General features: G+C 56.7%; 19 protein-coding genes. 1 reads left to right on the top strand and 18 read right to left on the bottom strand.

Features of this window, described 5'->3' with window-relative positions; translation table 11 throughout:
• Positions 1-135 precede the first annotated feature (135 nt).
• Complete coding sequence (gene rocF, locus HH302_RS06600; RefSeq protein ID WP_172200001.1) at positions 136-1,059, top strand: arginase; 924 nt, start codon at positions 136-138, stop codon at positions 1,057-1,059.
• A gap of 116 nt (positions 1,060-1,175) precedes the next feature.
• Here the strand turns inward: rocF and rfbC are convergent, their stop codons facing one another.
• From rfbC to epsG, 18 genes are all read right to left on the bottom strand, one after another.
• Complete coding sequence (rfbC, locus tag HH302_RS06595) at positions 1,176-1,724, bottom strand: dTDP-4-dehydrorhamnose 3,5-epimerase (protein WP_172199998.1); 549 nt, start codon at positions 1,722-1,724, stop codon at positions 1,176-1,178.
• Positions 1,724-2,608 (bottom strand): glucose-1-phosphate thymidylyltransferase RfbA, encoded by an 885-nt coding sequence (gene rfbA, locus HH302_RS06590; RefSeq protein ID WP_172199995.1) that lies wholly within the window; start codon positions 2,606-2,608, stop codon positions 1,724-1,726. The genes rfbC and rfbA overlap by 1 nt, the downstream gene beginning before the upstream one ends.
• A 74-nt stretch (positions 2,609-2,682) precedes the next feature.
• Positions 2,683-3,573, bottom strand: coding sequence for a dTDP-4-dehydrorhamnose reductase (rfbD, locus tag HH302_RS06585; RefSeq protein WP_172200799.1), 891 nt, complete (start codon positions 3,571-3,573; stop codon positions 2,683-2,685).
• Complete coding sequence (gene rfbB / locus HH302_RS06580) at positions 3,573-4,643, bottom strand: dTDP-glucose 4,6-dehydratase (RefSeq protein ID WP_172199992.1); 1,071 nt, start codon at positions 4,641-4,643, stop codon at positions 3,573-3,575. Before rfbB ends, rfbD begins: the two co-directional genes overlap by 1 nt.
• A 177-nt stretch (positions 4,644-4,820) precedes the next feature.
• The gene (locus HH302_RS06575) at positions 4,821-5,924 is read right to left on the bottom strand and encodes a sugar phosphate nucleotidyltransferase (protein ID WP_172199989.1); all 1,104 of its coding nucleotides are present in this window, start codon (positions 5,922-5,924) and stop codon (positions 4,821-4,823) included.
• Positions 5,925-5,995: 71 nt separating this feature from the next.
• Positions 5,996-7,450, bottom strand: a complete 1,455-nt coding sequence (locus HH302_RS06570; protein WP_253945998.1) for a phosphomannomutase — start codon at positions 7,448-7,450, stop codon at positions 5,996-5,998.
• An 87-nt stretch (positions 7,451-7,537) separates the two neighbouring features.
• On the bottom strand, positions 7,538-8,860 hold the full coding sequence (locus HH302_RS06565) for a UDP-glucose/GDP-mannose dehydrogenase family protein (RefSeq protein WP_172199986.1): 1,323 nt from the start codon (positions 8,858-8,860) through the stop codon (positions 7,538-7,540).
• Between the two features lie 77 nt (positions 8,861-8,937).
• Positions 8,938-10,083 (bottom strand): glycosyltransferase, encoded by a 1,146-nt coding sequence (locus tag HH302_RS06560; RefSeq protein ID WP_371814587.1) that lies wholly within the window; start codon positions 10,081-10,083, stop codon positions 8,938-8,940.
• Positions 10,029-11,162, bottom strand: coding sequence for a glycosyltransferase family 1 protein (locus HH302_RS06555; protein ID WP_216661765.1), 1,134 nt, complete (start codon positions 11,160-11,162; stop codon positions 10,029-10,031). The genes HH302_RS06560 and HH302_RS06555 overlap by 55 nt, the downstream gene beginning before the upstream one ends.
• Entirely contained in the window at positions 11,119-12,216 is a 1,098-nt protein-coding gene (locus HH302_RS06550) for an acyltransferase family protein (RefSeq protein ID WP_172199980.1), read from the bottom strand. The genes HH302_RS06555 and HH302_RS06550 overlap by 44 nt, the downstream gene beginning before the upstream one ends.
• Before the next feature lie 123 nt (positions 12,217-12,339).
• On the bottom strand, positions 12,340-13,302 hold the full coding sequence (locus tag HH302_RS06545) for a cellulase family glycosylhydrolase (RefSeq protein ID WP_172199977.1): 963 nt from the start codon (positions 13,300-13,302) through the stop codon (positions 12,340-12,342).
• A gap of 37 nt (positions 13,303-13,339) precedes the next feature.
• Complete coding sequence (locus HH302_RS06540; protein ID WP_172199974.1) at positions 13,340-14,452, bottom strand: hypothetical protein; 1,113 nt, start codon at positions 14,450-14,452, stop codon at positions 13,340-13,342.
• Between the two features lie 124 nt (positions 14,453-14,576).
• Entirely contained in the window at positions 14,577-15,764 is a 1,188-nt protein-coding gene (locus HH302_RS06535) for a glycosyltransferase family 4 protein (RefSeq protein ID WP_172199971.1), read from the bottom strand.
• Between the two features lie 9 nt (positions 15,765-15,773).
• Complete coding sequence (locus HH302_RS06530; protein ID WP_172199968.1) at positions 15,774-16,901, bottom strand: glycosyltransferase family 4 protein; 1,128 nt, start codon at positions 16,899-16,901, stop codon at positions 15,774-15,776.
• Positions 16,898-18,166 (bottom strand): oligosaccharide flippase family protein, encoded by a 1,269-nt coding sequence (locus HH302_RS06525; RefSeq protein WP_256378318.1) that lies wholly within the window; start codon positions 18,164-18,166, stop codon positions 16,898-16,900. Before HH302_RS06525 ends, HH302_RS06530 begins: the two co-directional genes overlap by 4 nt.
• Positions 18,167-18,168: 2 nt before the next feature.
• A complete protein-coding gene (locus HH302_RS06520) occupies positions 18,169-18,882 on the bottom strand; it encodes an exosortase C-terminal domain/associated protein EpsI (protein WP_172199962.1) in 714 nt (237 codons plus the stop codon).
• The gene (gene xrtB, locus HH302_RS06515) at positions 18,879-19,787 is read right to left on the bottom strand and encodes an exosortase B (RefSeq protein ID WP_172199959.1); all 909 of its coding nucleotides are present in this window, start codon (positions 19,785-19,787) and stop codon (positions 18,879-18,881) included. Before xrtB ends, HH302_RS06520 begins: the two co-directional genes overlap by 4 nt.
• Before the next feature lie 188 nt (positions 19,788-19,975).
• A complete protein-coding gene (gene epsG, locus HH302_RS06510; RefSeq protein ID WP_253945997.1) occupies positions 19,976-20,878 on the bottom strand; it encodes a chain length determinant protein tyrosine kinase EpsG in 903 nt (300 codons plus the stop codon).
• Positions 20,879-20,957 lie beyond the last annotated feature (79 nt).

Here is a 20,957-nt window from a genome sequence, read left to right as displayed (position 1 = left end):
CAATTGTATCGGGCCGAAGCGCGCGGAGTCACACCGCGCGTCGCAGATCTCGGACGTTCATGTCGCAAGGGCGATTGCGCGGATCAGCTTGTCGGAGTGAAATCACGCATCGCTCACCTGCCCGCTCGCCCGAACATGAAAACTCGCATCAGCCTGATTGGCGCACCCACCGACATCGGCGCAGGTAGCCGTGGCGCTTCAATGGGCCCCGAGGCCCTGCGCGTGGCGGATATCGGACCGATGCTGCAGCGCCACGGCCTCGACGTCGAAGACCGCGGCAATATCGCCGGCCCGAAGAATCCTTGGCTGCCGCCGGTTGAGGGCTATCGTCACCTCGACGAAGTCGTCGCGTGGAACCGCGCCGTGCACGACGCGATCTATGGCGAACTTCAACGCGACCGGCTACCGATCATGCTCGGCGGCGACCACTGCCTCGCGATCGGCTCGATCAGCGCCGTCGCCCGTCGCTGCCGTGAGACGGGCCGCAAGCTACGCATCCTGTGGCTGGACGCTCACGCCGACTTCAACACCAGCGAGATCACGCCGAGTGGAAACATCCACGGCATGCCGGTGGCTTGCCTGTGCGGGCTCGGGCCGCAAGCATTGATCGAGATCGGTGGTCAGACGCCCGCGATTGAGCCGGATTGCATTCGGCAAATCGGTATCCGGAGTGTCGACGAAGGTGAAAAGCGCCTCGTGCACACCAAGAACCTCGAGGTCTTCGACATGCGCTTCATCGACGAAGCCGGCATGCGCGCGGCGATGGAGCTCGCCCTGGACGATCTGGACCCCGACACCCACCTGCATGTGAGCTTCGACGTCGACTTCCTCGATCCAGAAATCGCCCCCGGCGTTGGCACAACCGTTCGCGGCGGGCCCACCTACCGCGAAGCACAACTGTGCATGGAAATGATCGCCGACACCGGCATGCTGGGTTCCCTCGATGTCGTCGAACTCAACCCCGCCCTCGACCGCCAGAATCAGACGGCACTACTCGCGGTGGACCTGATCGAAAGCCTCTTCGGGAAGTCGACCCTGATGCGCAAACCGAGACGCTGACTCGGTCTGATACCCGCAAAGCAAAATGCTGACATATCGTCGGCGTTTTTCTTCATGCCAGCCTGCAGTTGTACGTGAGGCTGGCCGTCGCGCAAATGACGGCAAGGGCGAGATCGTCAATCGAACGTGTCGCAATCCGCTAGTGGCTTGCCTAGCTGATCTTTCGCGGACAGTGACGGTTCAATCCCTTCGGGTGGCCATTGAACACACACGGTCGTATCATTCCACTTCAAACAGCGTTCATGCGCCGGCGCGTAGTAGTCCGTGGTCTTGTAGAGAAAATCGGCTGAGTCCGACAGCACCACGAAACCGTGCGCAAAGCCTGCGGGGATCCACAACTGTCGGTGGTTATCTTCGCTCAGCTCGACACCGACCCATTTACCAAAGTTCGGCGAGGATCTGCGCATATCCACCGCCACGTCAAAAACGCGGCCTCGCGGAACCCGCACCAGCTTGCCCTGGGGCTGTTGCAGCTGGTAGTGCAGACCGCGCAGTACCCCTCGCGTCGAGCGTGAGTGATTGTCCTGCACGAATTGCACGTCGAGCCCGGTGGCTTCACGGAACGTGTTCGCGTTAAAGCTCTCCATGAAGAAACCGCGCGAATCGCCGAATACCTTCGGTTCTAGGATTAGCACTTCAGGGAGTGCAGTAGCGGTTACCTGCATCAGAAGACCCTGTCCTCGAGAATTCTCGCGAGGTATTGGCCGTAGCCGCTCTTTGCGAGCGGCCTCGCCAGCGCGGCCATTTGCGCGTCATTGATCCATTTCTTGCGCCAGACGATTTCTTCGGGGCAGCAGATCTTCAAACCTTGTCGTCTCTCGATCGTCTGGATGAACTGACCGGCCTCAAGCATGCTGTCGTGGGTACCTGTATCGAGCCAAGCATCCCCCCTACCCATCACTTGAACGTCCATTAAGTCTCGGTCAAGGTAGATTCGGTTCAGGTCGGTAATTTCAAGTTCGCCGCGGGCTGACGGTCGAAGTTGGCGCGCAAACTCTACGACTTGCTGGTCATAGAAATAAAGACCCGTAACCGCATAGCGGCTCTTGGGTGCCGTGGGTTTCTCCTCAAGGCTGATCGCACGCCCATCGGGATCAAACTCAACAACGCCATAGCGCTCGGGGTCCTGCACCGGGTACGCGAAGACGGTCGCGCCTCCCGTTCGTTTGTCGGCTTCTTCAAGCCGACGTTGCAGGTCATGCCCGTAAAATATGTTGTCCCCTAACACCAGAGCCGACGGCGAATCTCGAACGAAATCCGCACCAATGATGAACGCTTGCGCTAAACCATCGGGGCTTGGTTGTACCGCATAGGAGATCTCGATGCCCCACTGTTTCCCATTGCCGAGCAACTGTTCGAAACGCGGCGTATCCTGCGGCGTTGAAATGATCAGGATCTCCCTAATCCCCGCCAGCAGCAGCACGCATAGCGGGTAGTAGATCATCGGCTTATCGTACACTGGCATCAATTGCTTGCTGATTGCCAGTGTCACTGGGTGCAATCGAGTGCCGGAACCGCCGGCCAAGATAATTCCCTTACGTGATGTCATGTCCTCTCCGGCTGGTGTTTGGCCCGCAAACAATCGAAACGTGTGCGAGCAAGCGCCATTTTTCGACTGAAGACCTATTTGCCCAAGGTCTCGATGAGCATGCGCTCCACGCCGACCGTCCAGTCGGGGAGCGTAAGTCTGAACGTGTTCCGCAGCTTCGCCGTCGACATTCTTGAGTTGAGCGGCCGCTTTGCCGGAGTCGGAAAACTCGTCGTCGGAACCGGCGCAATCTCATTGACCGCGAGTACTTCCCCCGCACGACGGGCAAACTCGATGACGAAGCTCGCGTAGCCGTGCCAGGACGTTTCTCCGGCAGCGACAAGGTGGTACAGACCGCACAGATCCGGCCGCGCCTGTACCGTACGAATCGCATGGGCCGTCACGTCAGCGAGCAAATCGGCGCCCGTTGGGGCCCCGATTTGGTCGTCTATGATCGTCAAGCGCTCCCGTTCACGCGCCAGCTTCAGCATCGTCTTGGCGAAATTGCCGCCGCGCGCGGCGTACACCCAACTCGTGCGGAAGATCAGGTGCCGACAACCGCTGTGTTGGATCAGTTGCTCGCCTTCGAGCTTCGTAGCCCCATAAACACTCAGTGGAGCCGTGGCTGCTGACTCGTCGCGCGCTGTGTCACCACTACCGTCGAAAACATAGTCGGTGGAGTAATGCACCAGCAGTGCGCCCGTCGCAGCGGCCTCCCGCGCCAGCACGCCCGGCGCAAGCGCGTTGATGGTGCGCGCCAAATCGGATTCGCTCTCGGCTTTATCCACAGCGGTATGCGCTGCGGCATTGACGATCACATCCGGCGCCACGGCCCGGACGGTCGCAGCCAAACCGTCCAGATCCGTGAAGTCGCCGCAGTAATCGGCGCTTTCAAAGTCGACCGCGACAATCGAACCAAGCGGCGCCAGTGCCCGCTGCAGTTCCCAACCGACTTGCCCACCCCTTCCGAGTAGCAGGATCTTCATCATGCCCCCGCGCGGTCGCCGTAGTTCTTCGCCACCCAGTCGCGGTAGGCACCGCTCAAAACGTTCTGCACCCAGGCCTGGTTATCGAGGTACCACTGCACCGTCTTGCGGATGCCGGTCTCGAAGGTTTCAGCCGGCTTCCAACCAAGGTCGCGCTCGATCTTGCGGGCATCGATCGCGTAGCGGCGGTCGTGGCCGGGGCGGTCTGTCACGTAGGTGATCAGACGCGCATAGCTACCCTCGGGACTGGGGCTCAGTTCGTCAAGCAGGGCGATGATCGTTTTCACGATATCGATGTTCGGCTTTTCATTCCAACCGCCCACGTTGTAGACCTCGCCCACTTTGCCCTGCGCGAGGATCGTGCGGATCGCGCTGCAGTGGTCGGTGACGTAGAGCCAGTCACGGATCTGCTGGCCGTCGCCGTAGATCGGAAGCGGCTTGCCAGCCAGTGCGTTGGCGATCATCAGAGGAATCAGCTTCTCAGGGAAGTGATAGGGGCCGTAGTTATTCGAGCAATTGCTAGTCGTGACCGGTAGACCGTAGGTGTGGTGCCAAGCGCGCACGAGGTGATCGCTGGCGGCCTTGCTCGCCGAGTACGGGCTGTTCGGCTCGTAGGTGTTGGTCTCGGTAAAGGGCGGATCATTCGGGCCGAGCGAGCCGTAAACTTCATCGGTCGAGACGTGATGAAAACGGAAACCCGACTTTGCATCACCCTCAAGTCCATTCCAGTAGGCTCGCGCGGCTTCAAGCAGCGTGAAGGTGCCCTCCACGTTCGTGCGAACAAACTCGCCAGGGCCATGGATGGAACGATCAACATGCGACTCGGCAGCGAAGTGGACGATTGCGCGCGGCTTGTGGGCGTCTAGGAGCGAATCGACTAGCGCACGGTCGCAGATATCGCCTTGCACAAAGGTGTGGCGCGCGTCGTCTTCAACCGATTTGAGCGTCTCAAGGTTGCCCGCATAGGTGAGCTTGTCGAGGTTAATAACCGGCTCGCCTGTGTTGGCGATCCAGTCCAGAACAAAGTTGCCGCCAATAAAGCCGGCGCCGCCGGTTACAAGTATGGTCATCGGGTCTCTAGTCAAGATCGAACAGTCGAACCACGACAGCGTTGGAAGTCCTATCGGGCGTCGAATACAGCGAAAGTTGCCGATTTTACGCTGTCACGCCTTCGGATCTCGCGGGTCACCAAGCAAACAAAAAAAGAGCCGGCTCGGCCGGCTCTTCGCACTACCCGCATTAGTCCGTTAGGCCCGAGCGTCACCCCAGCGTAGCAGGCAACGATCATCGCCGACGTACATGGTCTCGCCCTTCCTGTCCACGCAGTATTGCGGAGAGGCGATCATCTCCTCGAAGACCATGTCTTCACCCAGACGGGTGTATTCAAACAGCACGCTACGAATCACCTTTGCGCCATGCCGTAGATGACTGCCGTGCCCGATCCATGCCGGCCCAATCACGCTACAACCGGGCTCGATCTTCACGCCTGAGCCGATATACACAGGCCCGACGATCTGAACGCTATCCCACGCAATCGATGTGTTAAGCCCAACCCACACCCCGGGCGCGACTTCCTTACCCGGCATATCCATCTGAGCCACTTCACCGCGCAAAACGCGCATCAGCACAGAGTAGTAGTCGGACACACGACCGATGTCGATCCAGTTGAAGAACCGCTTCTGTGCGAAGAACGGCAACCCCTTCTCAGCCAAGAGCGGGAACAACTGACTACCGATATCGAACTCGGTATCTGGCGGAATGAGATCAAGGACTTCTGGCTCGAAGATGTAGATGCCGGTCGACGCCGCCGTTGACTTGGCCTCTTCGGGTTTTGGCTTCTCCTGGAACGACGTTACGCGTCCGGTTTCATCGGTTACAACGATCCCGTAGTTCTTCGTCTCTTCGCGAGGTACGTCCAGCGTGATCACGCTGGCGATTGCGCCCTTAGTCTTATGCTCGAATAGCGCGGCCTTGATGTCGAGATCAACGATTGCGTCTCCGCACAGCACGATGAACGTGTCATCGAAGAAGCCGCCGAAATCCTGAATCTTGCGCATGCCGCCTGCAGAACCGACCGGCTTGCAGACCACCTCACCGTTTTCGCGCACGCCCTCGTACGAGTATCCGAGTTCGACGCCGAAGCGGCGCCCATCCCCAAAGTAGTTCTCGATTTTCCAGTGCATGAAAGCAACGTTGACCATGATCTCCTTCACGCCATAGAGCGCGAGGTGATCGATCAGGTACTCCATCACCGGCTTGCCGAGAATTGGCACCATCGGTTTCGGCGTGTGCTTCGTCAAGGGTCTTACGCGCGTGCCCTGTCCGGCAGCAAGGATCAATGCCTTTGCCATTGTTATTTCCCCTAGTTTCTCTGATGTTTCGACGTCGCCACTGACCGTTGTCCCAGGACCCATAAAAAAGGTTAGTTCGCAGGTCCGAGCGTTCTCATCCGCAACAGAGCCTCTCGGACCAGATACTCCGCCCGCGCCTGGGTGTCAGCTTCCGCGTAACATCGCAGTTCCGGGGCGTTTCCTGACGGGCGCAGATGGATGATTTCCCCATTCTTCAGCGTAACGCGCAGACCATCCGTGTGATCCTGACTCACAGACTCACCGCACAAATCTTCGAACACCTTGGAAAAGGCGTCGTCCGAAGTTGAGAAATCAGCGATCAACTTGCGGCTTAATTCTGTCGGGAAGGATTGGATCCGGTCACTAGCCGTAAATCGTGCAGGCAAGTTTGTAGGCAGCGCGGAAACCTTTACACCCCGCTCGCGGGCCATCATCAACACGCAAAGGATCGGCAATACCGCATCGCGTGTCATCAAAGGCGAGAGGGTTCGACCGTCACGCTCAATCACTGAACCCACAAGAAAACCGCCGTTCGGTTCAAAGCCGACAACTGGCGCAATACCGTCTGAGAGCTGTTGTTCGATACCCTCGATCACATAAGGCGAGCCGATCCGAGTGCGGGACACCTTTGCAAATGCGCCGCACCGTTCGACTGCGGTATTCGAGCTAACGGTGGTGACAACACCCTTGGCTCGAAGGTACTGGGCGCAGAGGATGCCGACGACGTCTCCACGGAACCAGTCTCCGTTCTCATCACCAACCAATGGCCGGTCGGCGTCTCCGTCGGTAGATAAGATTGCATCGAAACCGTGTTCGGTCGCCCAACGTCTAGCTTGCTCAATGTCGTCGCGGCTCACAGCTTCGGTATCAATCGGCACGAATTCGTCAGTACGCCCCAATGAGACGACTTCCGCCCCCAGCCGCTCGAGAATCGTCCTAAGCACTTCGCGGGCCAGACTCGAGTGTTCATAAAAGCCGAGGCGCATTCCAGCGAGACTCTGTGGCGCAAAGAAGTCGATGTAGCGCGCCACGTAGGCGTCATAGGCACCACGGTTCACTTCAGGCAACACTGCGGCAGTGCCTACGTTCGGCACATCGACGACGGCTTCGCTGATCTTCGCCTCGTCCGCTTTTGTGATCTCGCCATCGGCGCGATAGAACTTAATGCCGTTGCGGTCAAAGGGGATATGACTCCCGGTTACCATGATTCCCGGCAGATGCTTCGTCTGAGCGTGATAGGCAAGCGCCGGTGTCGGCACTGCACCACAGAAATCCACAGACAACCCTGCCTGCTGAATCGCAGCCGCGCAGGCAGCTGAGATTCCCGGGCTGCTCGGTCGCAAATCCATAGCCAGTGCGATCGCGCCACTTCGCGCCGCGACTGCCTTGAGGAAAGCTGCAGAATAGGCGTAACAGACTTCGTCACTCATGTCCGCCACCAGACCCCGTGCGCCACTGGTTCCAAAGCGTACGCCGCGTGTCTTTTGGATCTCGTCAATCGAGATCGCCTTCGTCATTCCAGTCATGATTTTATCCAGCAAATTAGCCTTGATAGGAGAAGGCGGCCAACAATCCAAACCGGCGCTTTCTCCAACGCCTTCATTCTCGCCGACTCAAGGGCGGCCGATGGGCAAGTAGGTCAAGCCCGCGGCACGAGGCATTGCGGGGTCGTAGAGGTTACGTCCGTCGAAAATAACTGGGCTGCGTAGCACAGATCTGATTCGCGCAAAGTCGGGGCTCCGGAATTCCTTCCACTCGGTAACGATAACCAGGGCGTCAGTGCCCTCCAGCGCCTCCATCGGGTTATTTGCGTAGGCCAGGCGTGGCTCGTCACCAAAGATTCGTTTGCTCTCAGTTATCGCCACCGGGTCATACGCGCTTACCGTCGCACCGCGCTTAAACAATTCGTTGATCACTACACGGCTCGTTGCCTCGCGCATGTCGTCGGTGTTCGGCTTGAAAGCCAGCCCCCACAGGGCGAAGCGCTTGCCGCTCAGGTCTTCACCGAATTGCTTGACGATCTTTTCCACCAGCACCAGCTTCTGTGCATCGTTGGCCGCTTCCACGGCGTTGAGCACCTTCAGATCTTGCCCCGCATCTGCACCGCTCTTGATCAAGGCCTTGACGTCCTTGGGGAAGCACGAACCGCCGTAACCGCATCCAGCGTAGAGAAAGTGGTAGCCGATCCGCGGATCGGAGCCAATGCCCTGCCGGACCAATTCAATATCAGCGCCCAATTTTTCGGCCAAAAGCGCCAGTTCGTTCATGAACGAAATCCGCGTGGCCAGCATCGCATTCGCGGCGTACTTCGTCAGCTCCGCGGAACGCACATCCATCACCACCAGCTTGTCGTGGTTTCGCTGGAACGGAGCATAGAGCGCCCGCATCATGTAAATCGCCCGATCATCCTCGGCGCCAACCACAATGCGATCCGGCTTCATGAAATCTTCAACGGCCGCGCCCTCCTTCAAGAACTCGGGATTCGATACCACCGAATACTCAAGGTCCAGACCCCGTTTTGCCAGTTCGTCTGCCACCGCCGCGCGCACCTTGTCTGCCGTACCCACCGGCACTGTGCTCTTGTCGATAATGACCTTGTAATCGGTCATCAGGCGGCCGATGCTGCGCGCCGCAGCCAATACATACTTTAGATCGGCAGAACCATCCTCATCTGGCGGCGTTCCGACTGCGATGAACTGAATCGTCCCAAAGCGGACCGCCTCTTCAACGTCGGTCGTAAAGTGCAGGCGACCTGCGGCCACGTTGCGCTCGACGACTTTATCCAACCCAGGTTCATGAATCGGAATGCCGCCATCCTGAAGGATCTTGATCTTGTTCGCATCGAGATCAAGACACAGCACGTCATTACCCATCTCGGCAAGGCATGCGCCCGAGACCAAACCGACATAGCCGGTTCCTACTACAGTGACTTTCATGGCTTTGAATTCCGATTAGTTTGAAGAGAGAGTCGATAGTCTTTTGCTGTAAGGCAGGCCGCACAGCAGCGCTGCCTTCACGTACTAAATCCATAAACCTCGCGCAATTCGCGGTGCACGCGTTCCATGGTGAAATGTTCAAGGAAGCGCGCTTTCCCGGCATCACCCATTTCGCGCGCGCGCTCCGCGCTAAGCTGCGCCAATGCTGCAACCAGCGCATCAGTCGACCCAGGGTCGATCACCATGCCCGTCACCCCATCTGCCACCACTTCGGGTAGGCCACCGACGCGAGCAGCGACTACGGCCAGCCCCGCCCGCATCGCTTCAGCCGCGATAAGCCCGAAGCCCTCCCACCGCGAGGGCACGACAAGCACCTGCGCCGAAGCGAACAGCGTTTCCAGTTCGCCAGGCGACACCCATCCGATCGTGGTCACGTTGTCGGGCATCGCAAGGACCGTGCCGTCAGCAAGCACTGCAGCCCCTGCAACCACTGCGTGAACCTTGTCGCCCAGCACCCGTAGGGCATCGAAAAGCAGATCAACACCCTTCTGTCGATCAAACCGCCCCACAAACAGCACACGCAGCCGCCCTTCCGGCCAGTGCGGTGCGTCGCCAAGCGGCACCGGTCGTTGCTGCGAAACTCCATTGCGCACCACAACGAGGCGCGATGGCGAAATGCCGTTATCAATCGCGGTCACCCGCTCGTGCTCGGAAATACAAACAATCATGTCGCTCAGCAACGACAACAAGCGCTCAACCGCTACAACCGCGGCTCGCGCTTTGCCTGACAGCGGGCGATCCCACGCCCAGCCGTGTGCGCAATACACCACCCTTGCAGAGCGATACGCCAAGGCCAGCAGTGGCCGCACCAAAGCGCCGGCAAACGTTGAATGAACGTGTACCACGGCAACTCGCTCGCGACGTGCAACAGCAAGAGACCTGAGGGCCAGTCGCATGGCATTGGCCGCCCGCCCGCCGCCGTCCGCATACGTCACCACCGTAACGCCGTTGGGCACAGGTAACTCCATGCGCTGCGATTCTGGTATCACGACGAACACCTTGTTGGGGCCGAATTCGTCGCGCTGCAAAGGGATCAATTCGCGCAAATAGGTCGCGATGCCCCCCTTTATCGTTTCAGCGCAATGCAAAACCGCGCCACACGAAGCATTCAATTCGCCACCTCGCGACAGGCCGCAAGCACCTGACGGGCCGCAGTTTCCCACGAGAACTTCGCCGCCTGCGCGCGCCCCCTATTTACGAGTTCAGCACGCAGATCAGCATCGCTGGCAACGCGCATCAGTTGCGCAGCCAATTCACCCGCATCGCGTGGATCAAAGTACACCGCTGCATTGCCACACACTTCCGGAATAGACGCTGCTCGCGCCGCTAAAACCGGGCAGCCGCACGTCATCGCCTCCAGCGGTGGAATGCCAAAGCCCTCATAAAGCGACGGAAACACGAAACACATCGCGCCTTCATACAGCGCGCGAAGCTCCTCGTCGCTCACATAGCCCAGCCACTTAATACGATCCGAATGCACCAAGCCCGCGGTGCCGAACACTCGTGAGTTCGCACCGCCCGCAATCGCAATATCAAAAGGCGGGTCGTCGAGCTTTGCGATCGCATCGAGTACCAATTGAAAGTTCTTGTGGGCTGCCATACTGCTTACAGCTAGAACAAATGGGCGTTCCGCCAATCCGAAACGGTCAATCGCACTCACGTCGCTCGGCACACGCAGGATATGCTCACCGCCCTCCATTACCACTCGAATCTTATTCTCTGCAATCTTGAATCTCTCGACCAATTCCGACCGCGAAAAATCCGAAACCGTTAATACCGAACGGCTTACCCAACCAAGCATCGGCATTAACAAACGGTACCACCACCGAAAGCCACGGCTAAAAGCCTGCGGAATTGCTGCTGTCGCCGCATCGTGTATAACGACAGCCTGATTGCGCCAATAAACCGGCGCTGTGTTACATAGACTCAAAACCAGTGTCCCTCGTGCGCTTGCGCGGGGCAAATCAACCTGCTCCCAAAGCTGCCCACCAAACGAGCCGACCGCACGTACTGTCATGGATGAGAACGGCGGAACCGACTTCACTCCATGCGGAATAAGGAGTTCGATATTCATTCCGGCGACTTCCGGACACCTCTCGGTCATCAGGATATCAATAGCGCGAATCACTTCCAAGGCAAACCGATCGACACCGGTTGCGCGGCGACCTAAGAAACGCCCATTAATCGAAATCGAAGCACTACCTAGGCGCACAATCAACTCCTGATCGATGAGACCGAGCAAGCCAATGTATTCTCGGATAAACGATAGAATTCAGAAGGGCGACCTTTCTGATGATCAGACGATCGATTGCAACCGGGAGCACAACTGCCAAGGATGCTGCAACAGCCCAATATAGAAAGCCATCGCCCAAGACTGGCAATAGAGAAACTTTGGCCCCCCGATTCTGAAGTCCATTATGAAGAACCAAAACAATCAAACTAGATCTTCCAACAACACTAAGAGCGCGACCAACATACTCAATGCGAGCGAGCAGATTAATCAATCCTATGGATCCAACAATGCCGATCAATGAACAAAGTAGAGCGAAAATACTGGGCGAAAAACGACGAAAATGAAGGTCCGTGCGGACTCCGTAACGAACGGCAAATGCGAGCGCAATCACAGCTCCCGCAACAAATCCGAAATTCAACAACGGACCTCCCAGACGCGCTCCATATACCCTCCATCCAATGCCGAATAGAACGAACGCAGAACCCAAAATAGCTACATCTGCGCCCCAGAACGTACCTGACTCATGCACACTACCCCAGTCAAGTATGTATTGATATTCACCGTGAAGGAAGTTGAGAGCCCAAGCCCCAACAAAAGAAAGCGCCGTGGCAATCAAGACAATAGTGAGCGGCTCGATGCTTTTTACGCCGACCAGCTTCATTGCATTACCAATGCACAATATATACGTGAGGGCGCATGCCAAACACGGGAGAAACCACAGTGGCGTTACGTCAATTGTATGACCGGTGCCATATAGAATTCCGGCGAGTTGAGCCGTTAGCGATCCGTTGCCATTAAAGAGCACTCCCACCGGAATCATTCCGATCGAAAGAACCAAATACTGGATTGCGACGACAATGACGCGTCGAACATTGAGGCCTGCCGCACCAAGCAAGTCAGTTGTCAAGCCTGTCGTAAAAAAGAATAGGGGCATATGAAAAAGATAGATTGCCCTCGCAAGGTCCGGTGCATTAAGCCAAATGCCAACGTTGTGTCCTATGACAACAAACAGCATGCCTAATCCCTTGAGCTCATCTATCCAATCAATTCTGGTATTCGCCATTTTCCTAAGTTCTATGTTGCGGGTCTGCGGTGACGATTCTCGGCGCCTGCAGATCCCGCAATTTGGGGCTCACCAAATCGAGATCACAACGTTGCATCTCGGGCGGTGGCGCGCGCAAGCGGGCTATTCACCCCGACCGGTGGTCATAAACGCCCTCTTTGGCGTTAGGTCCCTCCGAACAAGACCGAAGCGATGCTCGCGTTCGTTATCGCTGCTTCCACTATCAACTAACTCATAGATCCAGACACCCTTGATGTGAGGATCATTTCTAGCCAAACTGATAAGGTTCTTCAGTTCGTCCGCTGCGCGGCCCTCACTTACTCCTTCTTGATTGGTACTTGTTGGCCAACCGATCTCAGTTATGTAGATCGGAACCTCGAAGCCAGCAATCGCACTAAGTCTTCGCTGTAGCGCCTTAACCCATGCGATTGATCGCTCAGCCGTTCCCGTCCTCCCAAAACCGAAGACATAAGGATGGACACTATATCCATCGCAGTACTTCATGATGCCAAGGGCCACCGTTTCTTCCGCCCAAGATTGATTTAGATCTGCAATTCCGCCACACAACACCTTTGCTTTTGATCCAGCGTTCCGCAGCGACTCGCTCGCGGTTTTTGCTAGTTCAACGTACGCCGCCGGATCCCCGTACCTAGGGCTTCCTTTTAGCGCTCCTGCGCCGATATTCCACTCATTCCAAATCTCGTAATACGAAACCGCGTCGCCCAAGATTCGCACAAGGAATTTGGCGTATTCTGAGAATCCTGCTCTCGCTGCCGGAGTTAGCGGAAGTCCGCCCCCAAAATTATCGTTTCCATAGTCCAAAACCACTAGGGGCCGACCTCCCGCCTTGCGCATCCACTCGACGGTCCACTTGGAATCATTGAGGCTATCTGGAAACGAGAGCGATTTGCCGGGTAGCTGCAGTCGATGCCAGTAAAATTCAACTCGCACAGACGTAAAGCTCGCCATAGAAAGTAGTGCTCTTGCCTCCTCGAATCGGACTTTGTTTTGACCCGTCGCAACGTTAACGCCAACCACAAAATCATCTTTAGCTAGCGCAATTCCACAATGCCAAAGAAATAGCATCTGAACTACACCTACGAACGTTGAGTACCTCATCTGATTAGCCTCTATTTCGATTTGCGAGCACTAGTATCGCCGACGCCGCGAGCCCAGATAGAAGCACCGGCTGCTCAAATACGTTAGCCGTGATGCCGTAAGAAAATGTGAAGATGCTAAATAAATGCGCAAATAGCGTGTGTCGGCTTTTAGTCGGCGATCGAATGATGGTGACCACATAGCAGAGAACATAAACAAGGCTCGCCATCCCAAACACCGAATATCCATAGACAAAGATGTTGTCGGCGGCATTATGAATCCACCATTCCCCAAAGAGCTGGGGAACGCCAATTCCGCCAACTCCTCGTCCAAAGATTAAGCTTCCGGATTCCGTAACATTTTTCAAGGCCATTGGCCACATGTAGGTAATCCGCTCCACAAAGGACGACAGCAGGAGCGCTGACTTACCCACTGACAATGAAGATGGAAATAGCACTACAGTGCCAAGTGGAATCGCGAGCGAAAGGATGGCAACGATCAAAAGAGCGACCCGCAAGACTAAGGCTGAAGCAAACAGAAGGTATGTCAGCCAAACAACAACGACAACCATTCCGCTGATGGCAGCACCTTTGGTAGTCGTCATAAATATGGCAGCGAGCGAGAGTGCCGCAGCAAAAGACTTCAGATAAAACCGGTTACAGTAAGACAGCACGACAATCATTAGTGCGCCAACAACGGACGCAGCGTCATAAGAGGCTCTTGCAAATCCGGCAAGCCGTCTTACACCGTCCATTGCCCAGTCTTTCGCCATAGCGACCGTTCCGAAGGCCGAACTGAACTCGCCACCACCCCACGGGTACGCCACAAAGTAGTTAACGAATATTCCTACAACCGAGACAAGCAGTAATAGATAGGCAGTCCGCCACCCCAACAAAGCCGTATCGTTTGCAACGCATCCGATAAACAACCCTACAAAGACCGACGACAGTATCTTCAATCCAAACAGGACTTGAACGACTCCGGACGTAAATAGCAGACCTATCGCAACATGGATGCACAAGATGTAGAGTGCGACGAAGATCCAAACGAACCTTGTGTCGCGACGACTCCACATGACGACTGATGCGGCAATTATCACCAGCGGGACCAAGTCCCGACCGTAAAGGAGGGTCGCCAATCCAATTCTGCTGAGACCGAAACGGAGTAAGGCATCGAACGCAAACGTAATTAGGTAGAGCCAGCAGAGAAACAGCACATTCCTCTCTAGCTTGGCTGACGTCCTTGTATTGCCTATCGTCTCACTAGGGTTCACTGCAGGCATCCTGATACGCTAAGGTGTAACCATGAAGTACGCGGCTCGGCAAAAATGAAGTAGAGTCATTTCGGGACTGACGGCTGAAATCAAGCCATTGAACACGTGACGTGACGGTCGCATCCTTTATAGTTTTAGCCAAGGCTGCCACGTCGGTTGCGGCATAGCCGAACCCATTTTTGCCGTGGTTGATCAATTCAGGAGTTCCACCAGTTCTAGCGCCAATTACAGGTATGCCATGCGCGAACGATTCAAAGAGAACGCGCGCCAAAGGCTCGTCCCAGAGTGATGGGACGACGCACCAATCAATTCTCGGATAAAAATCTTGTGGAGAGACTCTTCCCAGAAACTCCACCGGCAGATCGAGAGCCATTCGGTGTAGTGTTGCGACGTACTCGGGATCACCTTCGCCCGCAATGAGTAAGCGTATCGGCCGCAAAAACGGCATTGCCGCGCGCAACGCATCCAACAAAATCCCAACACCCTTTGTTGGCGCCAAACGCCCGATATAGCCGAACGTCACAAATCCGGGGTCGCGGTTATCTTCTTCCGCGTTTACTGGCTGATAGGCGTTATAGATCACATGGGATTGTGAATTCGAAAACGCCCCATGTTCTTTATGTTTATTCAGTATAAAGCGGCTGTTTCCAACGACCACATCGACATGCTTGGTCGCTCGTATTCGGGGGCTAGAAAGGCCGCGACAAACTGCGCAGCGCCCTGACGGACATTGCTTGTCGTGCTTGAACATGGCGGTATTTGGGCACAGCAGGTAATAGTCGCGCAGGGTATGGACGATGGGTATTCCCGCGCGCTTGAGGAGCGGCCACAGCGCGACGGAGATTCCTGACAAGTTGTTCGTATGAACAACGTCGGGAGCAAAGGCGTTGATCACGGCAGCAACGTCACCCGCCGCGGCGTGGTTCCATGTGTCAACCGAGTGCCAAAGGAGCTTTCCCGCTGCGCCCTTGAGCGGAAGCAACTGGGCGGCGTTGCGCCGACGGCGGCGAACCACACGGACACCGCCGATTTCCTCTTCGCTATCGGTGTCTCCTGTGACGACAACCATCACTTGGTCACCCCGCTGCACGAAGGCTTCCGCGAGAAAGCGAATGGAGCGTTCAGCGCCCCCAACGTCCTGAGGGTGGTAGTAGGTATTTACGATCGCGATTCTCATCCTGCGCTTTCAGCTCGTGTAGGTTTGCGCGGCACATCGAGCCCAGGTGTACTGGCGAACGTGCTCAATACAGGCAAGGCGCGCGGCGGAATCTCGGCCTAATACAATGGCGAGCTTGATCTTCGCTGCAATGTCGGAAACGTCATCTGGATCGCAAAGCCACCCGGTAGAGCCCTCCGCGATCACCTCGGGAATCGCGTGCACACGGCAGCCGATCGACGGCAAACCCTGCGCCCCCGCCTCAAGAAAGACGAGCCCAAATCCTTCTATTCGACTCGGATCCGGCTCTGCCGGTAGCAGAAAGGCGGAGGCAGCGCCGTAGGCACCCCGCACAATTTCGTCGGGCTGTCGCCCCGCAAAGACCGCCCTCACCTCAAGTTCGCGCGCAAGGGCTTCCAGTTCCGCCTTGTAGCCCTTGTCCACTTCGCCACCAATTGCCAAGTAGCAGAGCCGATCGCGTTCGGATTTTTCAATCTGCCCGATGGCACGCAAGGCCTTTATGTGCCCCTTTCTGCGATCCAGGCGCGCCACGGTCAGGATGATCTCGTCGCCGTCTTTCGCGCCGGCGAGAGTCCTTGCCGACTGACACCACGAAGGTTCCGGCGGCTCGAACCAATGGGCCCCCACTCCCAGCGGCGTTACCGCCTGCCTTTTTCCGAGCCCTTCGGGGAAGGCACTCCGTACGAGGCCGAGCGTAAATGCACTGTTCGCAAATGCTGTATCTACACGCCTTGCAGCGCGTTTCGCGCCAAGAAGACGTAGCACTTTCGAACGCCCAAGAATCAGCGCGTCTGTGCCGTGGAACGTCATCGACACCGGAATATCTTTCGGCGCGCGCGACCAGTAAAGTGCTATCAGCATGGGCCAATCCGCCACGTGAATTCGATCGAATTTCTTCGTTCGAATAACGCGATTAATCGCTGATACAGCAGCTAACAAGCCACGAGGGTGAAATACCCCTCCGGGAAATCTCGTGATTCGTGCGTGATGCCTGGATTCGCCGTAGCTGGAAAACTCGGGGGCGAGCACATGTAGATCAATGCCGCTTTCCTCTGCGGCGGACAGCAGTTCAGCACAATAACGACCCACTCCACCCGGATATGGTGGATATTCGTGCGTGAGCATCAGCGTTGTCATCGATTATGGTCTCGTTCCAGTTGGTCGCGCCGATGCTCCCAGCACACAGCAAGAGCGATCATGACAGCGAGTAGGGATTCGGCCGAGATGCAAACCACGGCAGCACCTCGCCATCCGTAGGCGGGGATTGCCAGATACCCGGCGACGATGTAAGCGACGACGACGAGGAGTTGTATCTTGGTCCGAAGTCCCTGAAGGCCCGCCCCCGTAAGAGCATCAGAAAGCACGTAATGAACCGACTGAATGAATGGGAGCAGACACAGAATACGGAGCACCTCAGGCGCAGTCGCGAACGAATGCCCGAGTATGTGCGGTACAAGGGGAGCAAAGAGGTACATCGAGCCCCCAACGAAAACGCCATATGGGACCGAGACGCGCAGGAGCTTGAGCGATAACGCGACGGCGCCACCCATGCCCCCCTCGCCCGCGCGGAAGAAACGTGCCGCACTCGCGTCAAGCAGCGCGCGGACAGGCATGAACGCCATGGTGGTGAGGCGGTAGGCCGAGGCATACGCACCTAGCGCACCCGCCGACGCGAAATGCGCGAGCATTATCTTGTCGGCATCTGTATAGACTGCTTTTGCGCCAATTCCAGATGCGAAAGCGACTCCCATTCGCGCGCGCTTTGCAATCGAATCAATATTGACTGACAAACCACCGGAATGCCGGATCAGTTTGAATACGTAAGCGGCCGCCAAGAAAGCCGAGAAGACGATTGAGATCAGAACCCACACAGACGAAGTCCGTGGCACCAAACCCGAAAACAAAGCGGCCGTGGCGCCCAAACGTGCAAGCGCTACCGATAGCGTCGCCATTGCGGAACGACGGAAGTCTTCGAGCGCTGAGAAATACTGGGCTGCGAGCGTCACAGTCCGCGAAAGCAGCAACTCCACGGATAGCACCCCAGCAACCACCCATAGCGATACACCCATCTTGTAGATGTAAAAGGCGGCGATCGTTCCGCCAGCAACCAGTAGAACGCCTGAAAGATAGGTCAGCGCAAGGGCATTTCCCGCCCAAAGACGGCCAGCGGCGTGATCACGTGAGACCTCCATGAGCATGACGTTACCCATGCCAAGACCAGACAGCGGGATGAGCACCGCCGACAGCGCGTTTGCAGCAGCGATCTCGCCAAATTGATCGACGCCGAGCACTCGTGCAAGCAGCACAAATTGCAGTGCCTGAACGACCACGACGGCCATGTTTCCACCCAGGAGTTTCGCAACCCCGGCAATGAATTTTGACCTTGAGCTCGTTGGCTGCATGACTATCGGACCATCAACTTTCGGGCTTCCGTTGGTGTGGCAGAAACAAGCTCATTGAGAAACGATTCCATCAGGGGCCAAGCAGCGTTTGCATCATCTTCGCGGGCAACGTGCACAGATGCGCGCACGAGAATGCCATCCGGAATCCGTCCGGATATTCCTTCCGACAGGATATGAAGCCGCGTGGTTAGTGCACTCTCACTGTAGATGTTCCCGATTCGAATCCAGTACATCACCGCCTCGCCACCCCGTGGACTCTCGGTAAGCATGCGCGTGCCGGTTATCGGCCCGCCAGTTCCAACTATTGCCGAGAATTGCATCGGACTCATTCGCTTCACCTTGTGCCCCTGAGCAACGTAGCAAAGATCCGGGCGGTGAACTTTGACTTCCTGACGCTGCGTTGCGCCCCAAGCGAGCGCAAGCATGACGATTTGACCTTTCCCGTTGACGTAGGTACGCATCAAGGTCTGATCATATGGCTGATCTATGTTCGGTGCGTCGCCGGTGCTCAGGCTGACTTGCGTGAACGGCGATGGCAATTCGGACCAATCGCCAAACTGGCGTGGAACACTGTCTTCAAGGCGTTGCGCGTTTAGCACGGCGACCGGATGAGGGGTAAGCACCCAAGCGCCAACTGCCGCCAGTACACAGACTATCGAGTACGCCAGGGCCGTGCGAAGCGAAATGCGGGGAATAAGGCTGGCAACCGCGGTCATGCTTTGTGGCCCTTACGCTGATACCAGATGATGGATGCACGACGTAGCACCCCATCGAGCACGATGATTAGAGCAAGCGCACTGATGAAAAGCACCATTCCAGAGAACTTATGCAGGAACCCCTGCCCCGCTGCGTCGCCAAGGTAGAACGTAATAAGTGAGAGCGTCACCACGCGGATCAAATTCGCCGTGAAACTGATTGGGACTATTAGTGTGGCAAGAAGAATGTTGCGGAACGCCGTTTCATGGCGGGTAACGTTGAGGTAGAGGAGACCCAATGCTTCGAGCGTAAATAGCGAATTGAGGCCAGCGCAGGCATCAGCGACCAACAACTGATAGGGCCCAATGCTAAGCACAACGCCGTTGCGTGCAATGGGGTAGTCAAGCCAATAGAGGACATGCTCTGCTCCCCAAGAGACGGCAATCTTCATTGGTTGGGTAAGGGTATCGGTGACCGATCCCGGCAGCGGAATCATGAAGAGCATGAAGAAGAACGCAAACCACAGCTTTCGCAACACGGCAGCGCCAAAGAACAGCAAGACGCCACCGGCGAGCAAGGGAATTAGCGAGCCAACTTCGAAGAGATAGACCGCCTGCGACCTGCCCAGGACATAGAGTGCGAGGGCAAAGAAGATAGTGACGCCACCGATAAACGATGAAGGAACGACTTTGATGCTTGAGTCTGCTGCAATTTCCCTGGCCCTGAACCAGAGAAACCACATCGCAACGCCAAATACGATGGGCCCGTGCGCGTTCTGGTCGGTACTCCACAGGCCGTTGAACAAGTCGGAGAATGTAGGCACGTAGAGCACACCAAGGCCAATAAGTACTGCTACCCACGGACCCACGAGTGCAATCAGTGGGTCAGGATTAGAGCTCGGAGCGGCGGATGTTGTGGCAGACATGGCGGCAAGTCAGTTCTGTTGTTGCTGAAAACGCAGTGAGCGCTAAGTGCGAATGTCTATGCGGTAGGCGTGACCGCAACCGCATCACCGCGCTTTCGGGCAGAGCGGCCAGGCTATTGGACGGCCGAGCGCGGCTTTGCTCGCCGCCAAATAGCGGCGGCAACCGCCCGCCCCAAGCCGAACATCGTTCAGTACGCGTTCAACACAGAACCGAGCAGCTGTGCACTTGAGCCCCGAAGTGAAGCGATAAGTGCGTGCAACTGCTCCGTCGCTGTGTAGTCACGCCGGGCGACCAAGAGCGAAGCCCCTGCTCGTGCGCTTGCGACCTGCGCGTCAGCACCTGTACTCGCCGCAGCCGTGTCGATGATGATGGCGTCGAAAGACTTGCTCGCCTGTTCGATCAATCTTGAGAATTGAGGACGAGAAAGCAGCTCCTGCGGATTCGGCGGCACTGCACCTGCCGGCAAGACCGAAAGCCCGACTAGTGACGGGATACGCACTACCGCTTCACCGTTAGCGCGACCGGAGAGCACGGCGGAGAGCCCTGGGGCACGCGGATCAAGCTTGAACAGTTTGTCTTGGCTTGGATTGCGAAGGTCTGCGTCGATCAGCAGCGTGCGCTCGCCGAGTTGCGAAAAAACAATGGCGAGGTTCGCTGCAATATAGCTGCGCCCATCACCACGATCTGGACTTACGATCGACAAGGCTTTCTGCGAGGGGTCTTCCGCAAACCAGCGAACCATGAGTTGGCTTCGTAGCGCACGCAGTTGCTCAACGGCAGGGCTAAACGGATTGAACGCGGCGACCAACTGGGGACTTACCGTTTCATCCGAAGCGTTTAAGTAGGGATAGTCAAACTGGCGAGCGAGGGCGAAATCGATATCGCTCTGTTTGAGGAGACCGAGCTCGATAGCCGCGTCACCGAACCGTAGTCCTTTCGCCTTCTGTTCGCGAATGATTCGCTCGGCGCTTTCTACATCAAGCCGACCTGCATCGATCAGGATCGCACCAATCGATCGGTCGCGCCCCAAAGTCCCTGCGGCTCGAGCCGCCGCCGATGTTTCGATTACGTTGGGCTGATTCATATCCATGATCCTGCTCTTTCTTTGTTGCCCACCGGCGAACGACGATGTTTCTCCCGATGGTGTCGCCGTTGCTTTGCTATCCGCG

It is taken from the genome of Niveibacterium sp. COAC-50 (genome assembly GCF_013184235.1).
GTDB lineage: Bacteria > Pseudomonadota > Gammaproteobacteria > Burkholderiales > Rhodocyclaceae > Niveibacterium > Niveibacterium microcysteis.
This window is presented reverse-complemented; position numbering and strand designations above follow the sequence as displayed.